The following is an 11,705-nucleotide window of genomic DNA, read 5'->3' as shown; positions in this document are numbered from 1 at the left end:
TCAACGGTATAAGTTTCACCTGTATTAAAGGCTGTGGTTAAGGAATTTCCAGCAAGATCTTTAAGGGTGGGAGTGGCTGCGGTATCGAGTCGTAATGTTCCGTTTCCACTAATATTATTGACGGTGACATTAACACTATTTCCCGTGACCGTAGAAACACTAGCAATTGTACCGTTTACTGTTCCTGTTGGGGTGATGATAAAATCACTAATATCTACATCTTGAACCCCTTCACTAAAATTCACTTGATAAACAACTGTATTTCCATTGGTAATTTCTGTGAGGGGCGTTTGACGAATAATACTACTAATGGTTGGTAGAGTTTGATCAACGGTATAAGTTTCACCTGTATTAAAGGCTGTGGTTAAGGAATTTCCAGCAATATCTTTAAGGGTGGGAGTGGCGGCGGTATCCAGTCGTAATGTTCCGTTTCCACTAATATTATTGACAGTAACATTAACACTATTTCCTGTCACCGCAGAAACACTAGCAATTGTACCATTTACGGTTCCTGTTGGGGTAATGATAAAATCACTAATGTCTAAATCTTTCACTCCTTCACTAAAATTAACTTGGTAAACAACGGTGTTTCCATTGGTAATTTCTGTTGTCGGAGTTTGACGAATAATACTACTAATTGTTGGTTGAATTCCGTCAAACGTATAAGTTTCACCTGTATTAAAGGCTGTTGTTAAGGAGTTTCCAGCAATATCTTTAATGGTGGGAGTGGCTGCGGTATCCAGTCGTAATGTTCCGTTTCCACTAATATTATTGACAGTAACATTAACACTATTTCCTGTCACCGCAGAAACACTAGCAATTGTACCGTTTACGGTTCCTGTGGGGGTAATGATAAAATCACTAATGTCTAAATCTTTCACTCCTTCACTAAAATTAACTTGGTAAACAACGGTGTTTCCATTGGTAATTTCTGTTGTCGGAGTTTGACGAATAATGCTACTAACGGTTGGTGTGACTGCATCTATCTTAATGGCTGTGGTATCCGTCACATTTTTGAGGGTTAAATTAACGTTATTTCCCCCACCATCTTTAACAGTTGCATCTCCCGTTAAGGTTAACGCTGTTCCTGTAACGGGGCCATTATTATCCTCTTTTCCTAAACCAATATTGTAACGGAAAATATGCTGAGTATTTGCTGCTCCTGTACCTAATAAAGTCGCATTAACAATTCCGCCTGTATCTAAAGTAACGGGAAGATTAACATTTCCTGTGCCTTTATTAATTGTGACAGGCTGAGTAAATGTCACCACAAAATCAAGGTTGTCTCCCGCTTTTAAGGTAATCGCAGGCGGAGCTTGAACTTTACTAATTTCTACCGCAGAAGCAATCAATTGAAACGGAAAGTTAAACGGGTTTTCATCTCCATCATTATTACTAAAAGATAATTCTCCTTGTAGGGTTCCGATTTGATTGGGTGTGAGGGTAATATCAACAGTCGTACTCCCATTAGGAGCAAGTGTAGGGGTGGTAAAATTTCCTAATCCGGTGAAGCCTGTTCCGCTAAAAGTTATTGGATTAGTTAATAGTAAATCCCCTAATCCAGTATTTTTAATCGTGAAGGTTTTAGTGAGACTTCCTCCTAGGGATATCTGACCAAAATTAATGGCTGTTGAAGTTCCATCAATAATATTACTGGTTCCGTCTAAAACTTCTATTTCGGGGGGAGCATATTCAAACGCACCAATATCAACAATACTATTAACAATTCGGTCAAATCCAATGCCTCGTTGGTCGGTTGTTAATCCTGTCGCATTAGTCGTATTTCCGGTATCAATCGCTGGGCTTCCTGCTAACAACGCATGGGTAAAACTTAATCCGCCATTATCTTGTAAAGGGCCTAATTTAGCATCTAAAGGATTGGTGGCTGTTCCGACTAAACTACTGGTGGGAAATGTCGTTTCAACACTGCTATTATCTCCGATTAAATTTCCACCCCCATCTATCCAAGTTCCTCCCGCTATATCGGGATTTTTAAGATCTGTTGATAAATCTTGATTTCCAGCAATTAATGTGTTTTTAAGGGTGGCTGTTCCACCATTTTGAAAAATGGCTCCACCACTATCATAAGATGCATTATTACTCGTATTAGTATCGGCTTTGTTGTTCGTAAAGGTACTATTGGTAACAAATAACTCGCCAATATTATGAATAGCACCGCCACTATCTTCCGCACTATTACCGGAAAAGGTACTATTATTAATAGTAGCGGTACTACTATAGTAAATAAAAATTGCCCCACCGCCATATCCTCCCTCGTCTGTGACGTTGTTATTGGCAAAGGTACTATTATTAACGGTCAGGTTTCCTAGGGTACTACTAACATAAATTGCTCCCCCCCGTTTATCTGCTTCCCCATTTCTGAAGGTGAGATCATTTAGGGTGAGGTTACTATTGGAGGGAACATAAAAGAAACGGAAAGCGGGTGCTGTAGGACTTCGTTCAATCATAGCCCCATTCCCGTTCAGGGTCAGTTTTCCGCCAACGGTTATATCTGTAGGAGTGGGTAAACCGTTAGCATCACTCGCAAAACCATCGGAGGTGTTGTTATCAACCGTTGTTAAGCTGTAGACTGCTTTTGTTAAATTAATAACATCGTCTTCTGGTGTGGTGTTAGCCTTATTAATGGCTGTTTTTAGCTCATCAACGGTACTGGCGTTATAAGTCCCTAATATTGCTGGATAATTAGTAATTTTTTCTTGATCAAATGGAAATGGCGTGGTAATTTTTCCGAAGATGAAATCTAGGTTCCAACTTCCCCCCAAGGGAGTATAACCAACTTTTTGACGTGAAGCCGCGAGGTTAACTCCTAGATAGCGATGAAGACGAGACAGAAACCCCCCGTTATCCGATGCGAGTTCACAACTATAAATTAAAAAATCGGTATTTTCTGTAAAAGTTTGTCGCCAAGTTTTCAGTTGGGGTGCATATTTTTCAATATTATTGATATTGAGGGTAGTATTCCCTAAATGCAGTGTTCCTGAACTTCCATGGGTGACGAGATGAACCGCTTTTAAAGTTTTGTAGCTTGATAAAATATTGGTAATTTGTTGAATTCCATCTTCATCTTTGGAGAGGATAATAAAATCAACATCTTCACCCATTGCGTCTAATAATTGGGGGATATTCGGAACGGATGAATCAATGATCAGTAATATATTGTCTGTGAAGGCTGAACTCAGGTCTAAATTAATGGTACTCATGAGCAATCCTTTATTTTCTATTACCTAAAATAGTTTTGGGTTAGTCTGAATGGGTTGGAAAGTTAGGAGGTTTGTCCAGTGCAAAACTCACCCTTATGACGGAGGAATCCAAAGATTATAGAAGATCACACACCGTTTAGGTGATGCTTGGGAAGGACAATCTCTAGGGATTTTATACAAGCCTTTGGGTTTTGTTAGAAAATATCCCCATTTAAAATTCCTAACTTTAGTATAACTAACTGATTTTTTTTTTTGAGAAGCGTCAAAAATTATTACAAAACTTTACATTTTAAGAAGTAGTAATCCTGTAACGGTGTTCAATTTTATTGATCCAAAACCTCTACATAACTTAGATGACGATTAAGAATACTAGCCAGAGCAAATACTTTCCCGTAATCCTTGACTTTTTTCAGTTTTTCTATTAGAGTTGTTAATATATTTATTGTTTTAAAACATGAGCTACTGCTTTTGATTTTATCAGGTAGTGATGTGTTCTTCAGTTGCGGTTTTTAATTCTTATGGAACTGTCTAAAATGATTGAGATCGGCACGATTGTCGCGGCTCACGGGTTAAGAGGGGAAGTTCGAGTTTATCCCAATTCCGATTTCCCAGAACGGTTTATCGAACCGGGTCAGCGCTGGTTATTACCACCCGGCCAAACCGAACCTAAACCTGTGGAGTTTTTGGGAGGCTATTTAATGCCCAGTAAAGGTATTTATGTCGTTGAAATCGAAGGCATTGAAGATCGAACTCAGGCAGAAGCATTACAAGGTTGTCCGTTGTTGATCACAGAGCAAGATCGTCCCCATTTAGAAGAAGATGAATTTTATGTTTTAGATTTAATTGGCTTGGAAGTATTCGACCAAAGAAAAGCGGAAGTGATTGGAAAAGTCATAGATGTGATTTCGGCTGGAAATGATTTACTGGAAGTGGAGTTACATTCCCCAACCCCAAGCCAAGACACTCTCGTTACTGACCCCCTCCCAGAACAGATTCATCGTAAAACCAAAAAGAAACGTAAACCCAAACTCCTACCCACCGTTTTGATTCCCTTTGTCAAAGAAATCGTTCCAATTGTGGATTTAGAGCAAAAACGGATTGAAATTATTCCCCCGCCTGGATTAATTGAGGAAACAGTTTAAGACCCCTCTGGATGGAACTTTGCTTCCTCATCTGATGCAATCACCATCACCCGTTGAATAAAGTGATAGGTGAAAAATAGCTGATTTCCTATCCTTATTTCCAGAACTGTCTTTCTTGCAACTAACCTAATTTTGAGCAGAACGATACAATGCTGTGTGATAGACTCTAATCTTGCTGTCTGAGATCTTGCCATGACTGACCTAATTAACGATTCATTAGACAATCTACCCCGCGAGGTTAGGGTTAACCAACTTCGCAATTTGATTGAAACCCTGCATATTGCTGATGAAATTGCTACTAAAGGCTACTTAATCAGTAGTTCTGAACTGGCCGATCTCATGGATATTAACGCCAGTGCTGTGACCAGTCGAGGAGATAACTGGGCATGGCGCAATTGGGAAGTATCCAGAGTGCGGCGAGAAGGTAATCAAATTCTCTGGCAATTAGAACGAGTAGACTAACGGTTGGCTAACCGTTGATGGTTTATTATCGAACGCTTATTTAGCGATGTTCTGCCCTGTTATAGCGCTACGCTATAATGGGGCAAAATATTATTTTGATGTCTAAACTTCTGTGTTTTGATGCGATCGCCGTTTTTGTCTAAAAGATTCTGTTAGCAAGTGTCCTATTTTAAAATTCTGTTTTTATGTATTTTCTCTAACACAGGACATAACTTCACAGCGTTAATGACCTTAGCTTGTCCAGCATCACTTAAAAATCCCCTTGAACTGATCAACTCACTAGCATTAAAAGGAAACGCAGCCGTACAATCAACGTAAGAATTATACTTCAGAAAATTATGCTCGCTCGCCATAATTTCTGCCTCACAACATAGCAAATAATCTCTATTCTGAATATAGTTATTAATTTTAGAATTGATCAGAAATCCATAAGGTGAAGGATCAATATAGGCGATTAAAACAAACTTATCCTTGGGACTTGGCTTAGTATGGCGACAAGATTGCACATAAAATATTTCCCACTGTGCTGGCATAAAGTTCTAACCTAGGGGTGTGGATTTTGCAAATGTTCAAGAAGATCTTCGGAATTATCAAAGGTTTTGATGATATCTTCCACATTAATTATATCGTTCTCATCCGCAGATTCCCAGGCGCGATCATGACTTAACTCCGTAAGCTCTGCAAAAGACAAACTTCCATATTTTGTTGCTGAATGTTCTAAACATTCAATATCAGACGCACTCAAAAAATCTTTTTTAGGCTCTCTCAACTTTTTGATGTTATGCTTATCAACTATCTTGAAAGCATGAAGAACCTGTTCAGATATTTCTCGCGAAGGCTGAAAGCTAGGAGACAAATCTCCACGCACTAATTTCAGTAAATCATAAATCTGACTGGGTACAGGGCCATGTTTCATGGCGTAATAGCTATCCCCAAAAATAAATCTTCCATATTTTTCTAAGTGTTCTTTATCTGCAAAATATAAAACTTTAGAAACACGATGAATTGTGGGTTGAACCTTATTCTCTAATAACTCCAAGATGTAAAGAATAGACTCTATTCCTTTCTCAATATTAAAATCAAATTGGTATTCCATAACAGCCTTTTCCTAATTACACCAATAAACAGTATATTTTTTCGGTATTTCTATTATAGCAATACCTAATGAATTTTTAGGTTTTAATTCTTTCCATAGGTTCTCCCCCGCCATTGAATTTGGGTTTGAGTTGCAGATATCCATAATCTTAATACGGCGACCGGATCAGCGAGGGGAGATAACCAAAATACCCAAGGTTGTTTAGCTTGACTGAAATCATAGGATAAGGAAATAGCAGCCGTTAATATCACCCGAAGAAATAGTAAAAAACCGTTTAATCCTAATAACGTTGAGCTTAAAATTCCAGGTAAGGATAAAGTAGAAGCCAAGCAGAAATTAATTAAAAATACAGGTAAGGGTAAAGCTTGAACTGCTAATAAAATGAATAAATCTGACCACAATTGAGTTTTAGAACAAGCATCTTTAAGATCGAGCGATCGCCCCCAACCGTCCCAAGTATCTTTTAAGCCATCATACATTCTAACGGTTAATACATTGGCTCCATCTAAAAACCCCACTTTAAACCCTTTTTTAGCAATATTTCGAGCTAAGGTAACATCATCACAAAAGGAATTTTTAGCACTGGAATATCCCCCAACTTTTTCTAATACTGAACGACGACATAAAAAACATTGACCATTCGCCATGACTCGTTCAGGTTTTTGAGGTGATAAATCCGGTGAACCAAACCGATAAACTAACGTCATTAAGAGGGCAGGTTGTAACCACAATTCCCCTGGATATTTAAGAATAAATTTACAAGATAATGATAATAAATCATATTGATTTGCGATCGCAGTTTTCACCACACTCGCGACTAAACCGGGTTGCGGTAGAGTATCCGCATCAATGCCTAAAATCCATTCACTTTTTTCAGAACTATTTAGAAATCCTGTATTTAAAGCCCAAGGACGACCTACCCAGTCCGACGGTAATGGTTCATCTAAAATTAATCTAAACCTTGGATCAGATTCGGCAAATTTTTTAACAATATCCTGAGTTCCGTCTTGGGAATGGCTATCAACAATTAAGATTTCTCGAACTTCATAACTTTGTCGGGTTAACCCTTCTAAACAAGGGGTAACTCGTGCGGCTTCATTCAAAGTCGGAACCACAATACTAACCGTTCCCAAGAGGTCTAAGGTGGGAGATTCAGGCTGTAAAGGAGGAACTCGAATTGCTCCTTTGAATAACCGAGATAATAAAATTACTGTTGCTGGAATTTGTAGGATTAATATTATCGAAAATAATAAAAACCATAAATTAATATTTGATAAATCAGCCAGGGTTAATAAAATTGGGTGGAACATTAAAAAAATTAGTTTAAATTGAAGTTAAGTTTTTTTGTGTAATGGAATGATAAAGCGATCATGATGTCTTTGTAGGGGCGAGGCGCGCCTCGCCCCTACAAAGAATTGGATTTCTTGAACGTTAAAGTTTACTTAGCAGCCACTTCAACGGGAGAGGGAGTGATATTGTCACTGGGTAATAAACTTTCCATCGTCTCTAAAGAAGGTTTAGCATTCCACCAGAAAATGAACGCAGGAATGACCCCGAATAAAATACTTAAAGCCGTTGGAAAGAGGAAACGAGCATCTAATTCAACAACGGTAATGGCTGCTCCAAAGAAGAAATTAGTCAGATAAACAATCAGGGGTACAGTTAATTGAGAACGAGATAAAGCAATGGGAGTTCGCCGCCATAAAAACGCCCCAACGCTCATAAATACCAAGCCTGTTCCCATCCAACCGACTAAATTTCGATAAGGCATTCCAAAGAATTCACCGACTTCTTGAAATTGCCAAAAGGGAAAAGGAGCTTGACTCATGGCGGGGTCTAATACTAAATCCCAAGCGGTGAGTAATACAGCGCCTAATGCCAAAGCGGCTAATTGACGTCCCCAACGATCTCCCATTGTTAATTTTAAACCTGCACGGGCTAACAAATAGCAGGTTAACCCCATATAAAACCAAGATAACGGAATGGTGAAGGGAACTAACCCTGCAATTTTATAACCTAAACCACTCAAATATTGATAATGACCAAAGGGAAATCCGGTACTGGTTCCTAAGAGTTCACTAGATAAGGATAACAATACCGATGGAATCATAAAGGCTAAGGTTGTTCCTAACCCTAACGTGCGATAGCCATATAAAGCCAGTGTTGCCGCCCCAAACACAATATAGGTTATGCCTCCTGCTGTCATTCCCCAGGAGAACAATTTCATCCCCATCGGAGGTAAATTAGCCACGAGTTCGGGGTTGGGTAGAATCAATAATAACCCAGCTAGTCCAAACAGCGTTGAGACAACGTGAGCCGTGAGGCAAAATCGTTCTGCAATTGACTTGTGCTTCATGGGACTCCTAGAGAAAGTATTAAGATACGCCAAGCGCTCTTCTGAATTTTACAAATCTTTAAATAAGAATATACCCTTTGGTGCTAGATCGGATGGAATCTGACCGTAAGATCCCGATAGCATAAGTTTTGCTAATAGTTTAGGGGAGTAAGCCGTTATTTTTGTAATTAAATTTAACAATTGTAGAAGATCCGGGCTGCGGTAGGATGAAAGTGCAAATCGGACATTTACAAGGGGAAGTGGTGTAATGGCAGCAGGTTTGAGCCTAGTAACAACAGCCGCATTCGTTTTACTGGGTTTAGGAACATTAGCCCTAGAAATTCAATATCGTCTGCGTCCGGGGAATAAACTAGAACTAACTCAAGGAGAGTGGAACCTGGATTTATCCGACTCCACCCATTATGTGTTGAGGGGGGAAATGGAATTCCGTAATCTCACCCCCAACCTAGAGATTATGTTACCGGAAGTTACGGCTCAACTTAACCTACTCTCTAAAGCGAGTTTAGACGGTATTAAACACACAATTAAAGTGATTCCTGCCCATCTGGATGCTCCCAGCCGAGAGGATAATTATTGGTTTGGGTATATTGTTAAAGTCAAAAAAACCACCCGGATTAAAGTCTTAGTCGAAATTGAAGGACAAGACCTCAGTGCTTTACAATCCGCTTGGGTAACAGTAAATTATATTACCTACGGGCCAGAAGGACGCATCCCCAAAGTTCGTCACGTTGTCCTTCCCCTCAAATATCCCGATCCGACCCTAGCCCCCAATAAACGAATTATTGAAGGGATAGCCGAAGTTTACCCCATCCGTACCCATTTATTAACCCATATTGATCATCCCGTTGAGGTGATTAAAAAATATGTACTTCCCCATGCTCAACCGGGGGATATTGTTACCTTGGGAGAAACCCCTGTTGCGTTAATGCAAGGGCGATTTTTCCACCCCACCCAAATTAAACCCGGATGGGTTGCTAAACGGGTTTGTTATTTCTTTATGCCCACCTCTAGTTTAGCTACCGCCTGCGGAATGCAAACCCTCGTGGATGTTGTCGGGCCAGCACGAGTTTTATTTGCTATTGTGGTAGGAACCGTAGCCAAACTTTTAGGCAAACCCGGAGTATTTTATCAATTAGCCGGAGAACAAGCTCGACTGATTGACGATGTAACCGGAACTTTGCCACCCTATGATCAATTTATTGTCCTAGGGCCAGATGATCCCCAAAATGTAGTCAATACCCTACAACAAGAAACAGGGTTAGGGGCGGCAATAGTAGACGTGAACGATTTAAAAGCCGTTAAAATATTAGCAGCAAGCCCCGGTCTTTCTACGGCTTTGATCCAGAAAGCCTTAAGGAGTAATCCTGCTGGAAATGCCGATGAGCAAACCCCCCTGGTGCTAATTCGCCCTTTATAAAATCCGTAGGGGCGGGGTCTCCCCGCCCTGAGTCAGTAATCAGTGTCAGAACCTTAATTTAAAACTATTTTGGAGGAAATTAAAGTTAAAAAACTAACTCCTGTCAGTCCCTTGATATCAGGATTTTAACTTTAAAATTTTTAAGTTATTTAAGTCTAATAGCACCTATTTCGCCATTAAAAACCTAGCCTAAAGGTGAATTAAAAGCCTATTCCAGAAGGCTCAAAATTAATTTTTACTGATAACTGAGTTTGGGCGGGAAGACCCCGCCCCTACGGATAACTGATCCTTTACCTGACTTGAACCCATGAATTTATTTCTATCCCAAAATCAAAATCAATTTAATATTCGCCCATTTCAATACCGCGATTTAGAAGCCATTGAACAGCTATATCGCCAAGCCAATGATCAAGCTAATTCTGATACAGGCTTAACCCAGGAGTTAGAACAATTGCGACGTTGGTATGGGTTGCTCAAATTTTTAAGTTGGTTTCCCAACCCCTGCCAAAACCTGTTTAACGCCTATATTGCGGAACAATTTGGTCAACTCTTAGGGATGATTAAAGTGTCTCCCTTCAACACCAGTCGCAGTACCTGGCGCATTGAACGCATCTTTGTAGATCGGTTAAACAATCAAAGTAGTATTGGTTCACAACTATTACGCTATTGCTTTGAAACGTTGTGGGAAGCGCGAACCTGGCTATTAGAAGTCAATGTTAATGATAGCGGTTTGATGGCCCTGTATCGACAAAATGGATTTCAACCCTTAGCTCACATGACCTATTGGGTTGTGGAGCCGGAACTCCTACAAACCTTAGCCACCACTCAACCTGATTTACCCAACCTTCTCCCGGTCAGCAATGCAGATGCTCAACTGCTGTATCAACTTGATACCGTTTCCATGCCTCCCCTGCTGCGACAGGTCTTTGATCGGCACATTTTAGATTTTAAAACCAGCTTTATCCAAGCCGTTGTGGATGCTATCAAACAATGGTTGAGCCATAGCGAACAAGTCAGTGGCTATGTATTTGAACCCCAACGTAAAGCAGCCATTGGTTATTTCCAAGTGCAGTTATCCCGTGATGGCTGTCAGCCGCACGTTGCGGAGTTAACGGTTCATCCCGCCTATACCTGGCTTTACCCCGAACTGTTATCCCAGATGGCCCATTTAGCCCAGGAATTTGGCCCCCAGTCCCTGAGATTGGCATCCGCCGACTATCAACCCGAACGAGAAGCCTATTTAGAAAAAATAGGAGCACAACGGGTAGAACATACTTTGTTAATGTCTCGCTCTGTTTGGCATAAATTACGCGAGTCAAAATCTTCCTTAGAGGGGTTGCAATTATCGGATGTGTTACCCAGTTGGCAACCCGCCCATAAACCTGTACCCACCCGAATGTCCTGGTTAGGGCCAACAATTCAACATCCTTCCTCGGCTCAAAAATCCTCTGTTGGGGATGGGATTTCAGAAGGGACAGAATTAGATGCTAAAAATTTAACTCAGAAGCCTTCAGATGTACCGTCTGATCCCCGTGAATAATGGAACAACAGACAAAATCTGCTTTTATTTCCGCTTTGGGATTAGATATTGGCCGTAAACGCATTGGCGTCGCAGGCTGTGACGGCACAGGCTTAATTGCCACTGGACTCACCACTATCCTGCGGCGTTCTTTTTCTCAAGATGTTGAACAATTTCAAGAACTGGTACAGCAACGACAGGTACAAGTTTTAGTGGTGGGTTTACCTTACCATCTGAATGGTTCCTTGGGATCTCAAGCCAAACAAGTCCAAAACTATGCTCAACGGTTAGCGAATGCCTTGAAGTTACCCCTAGAGTACATCGATGAACGGCTAACATCCTACCAAGCCGAACAACTGATGATTTCAGAAAATATTTCTCCCTCTCGCAACAAAAGCCTGATTGACCGTAAGGCCGCCTCCCTGATTTTACAACAATGGTTAGACCAGAGGAGGACAAGGGGACACGGGGATGAGGGGACACGGGGAGAAG

The 11,705-nt window shown here is 40.5% G+C and carries 10 protein-coding genes; 5 read left to right on the top strand and 5 right to left on the bottom strand.

What is annotated here, in order from left to right; translation table 11 throughout:
* Nucleotides 1-3,221 (bottom strand): DUF4347 domain-containing protein (locus IQ236_RS26760; protein ID WP_193872166.1); only part of this gene is annotated, 3,221 nt, incomplete at its 3' end.
* Between the two features lie 524 nt (nucleotides 3,222-3,745).
* On the opposite strand from IQ236_RS26760, the gene rimM reads away from it, so the two are divergent.
* Entirely contained in the window at nucleotides 3,746-4,363 is a 618-nt protein-coding gene (rimM, locus tag IQ236_RS26755; protein WP_193872168.1) for a ribosome maturation factor RimM, read from the top strand.
* Between the two features lie 192 nt (nucleotides 4,364-4,555).
* Complete coding sequence (locus IQ236_RS26750) at nucleotides 4,556-4,825, top strand: hypothetical protein (RefSeq protein ID WP_072722273.1); 270 nt, start codon at nucleotides 4,556-4,558, stop codon at nucleotides 4,823-4,825.
* Nucleotides 4,826-4,989: 164 nt separating this feature from the next.
* On the opposite strand, the gene IQ236_RS26745 is transcribed toward IQ236_RS26750, so the two are convergent.
* The 4 genes from IQ236_RS26745 to cruF all read right to left on the bottom strand — a co-directional run bounded on the left by IQ236_RS26745 (nucleotide 4,990) and on the right by cruF (nucleotide 8,277).
* Complete coding sequence (locus tag IQ236_RS26745; protein WP_193872164.1) at nucleotides 4,990-5,358, bottom strand: hypothetical protein; 369 nt, start codon at nucleotides 5,356-5,358, stop codon at nucleotides 4,990-4,992.
* Nucleotides 5,359-5,369: 11 nt separating this feature from the next.
* Nucleotides 5,370-5,921: a Panacea domain-containing protein gene (locus IQ236_RS26740; RefSeq protein WP_193872162.1), complete on the bottom strand. Its 552-nt coding sequence runs from the start codon at nucleotides 5,919-5,921 to the stop codon at nucleotides 5,370-5,372.
* Nucleotides 5,922-6,004: 83 nt separating this feature from the next.
* Nucleotides 6,005-7,231 (bottom strand): 2'-O-glycosyltransferase CruG, encoded by a 1,227-nt coding sequence (gene cruG, locus IQ236_RS26735; protein ID WP_193872160.1) that lies wholly within the window; start codon nucleotides 7,229-7,231, stop codon nucleotides 6,005-6,007.
* Between the two features lie 128 nt (nucleotides 7,232-7,359).
* Complete coding sequence (gene cruF / locus IQ236_RS26730) at nucleotides 7,360-8,277, bottom strand: gamma-carotene 1'-hydroxylase CruF (RefSeq protein ID WP_193872158.1); 918 nt, start codon at nucleotides 8,275-8,277, stop codon at nucleotides 7,360-7,362.
* A 247-nt stretch (nucleotides 8,278-8,524) separates the two neighbouring features.
* Here cruF and IQ236_RS26725 point away from each other — a divergent pair, with 247 nt between their 5' ends.
* The 3 genes from IQ236_RS26725 to ruvX form a co-directional block, all read left to right on the top strand.
* Entirely contained in the window at nucleotides 8,525-9,694 is a 1,170-nt protein-coding gene (locus IQ236_RS26725; protein ID WP_193872156.1) for a F420-0:Gamma-glutamyl ligase, read from the top strand.
* Between the two features lie 307 nt (nucleotides 9,695-10,001).
* Nucleotides 10,002-11,234, top strand: a complete 1,233-nt coding sequence (locus tag IQ236_RS26720) for a GNAT family N-acetyltransferase (RefSeq protein ID WP_193872154.1) — start codon at nucleotides 10,002-10,004, stop codon at nucleotides 11,232-11,234.
* A partial coding sequence (gene ruvX / locus IQ236_RS26715) for a Holliday junction resolvase RuvX (protein ID WP_193872152.1) occupies nucleotides 11,234-11,705 on the top strand: 472 nt, incomplete at its 3' end. The genes IQ236_RS26720 and ruvX, both read left to right, overlap by 1 nt.

The organism is Planktothrix mougeotii LEGE 06226, assembly GCF_015207485.1.
Taxonomy (GTDB): domain Bacteria; phylum Cyanobacteriota; class Cyanobacteriia; order Cyanobacteriales; family Microcoleaceae; genus Planktothrix.
The sequence above is the reverse complement of the archived record's forward strand: the minus strand, read 5'-3'. Positions and strand labels throughout refer to the sequence as shown.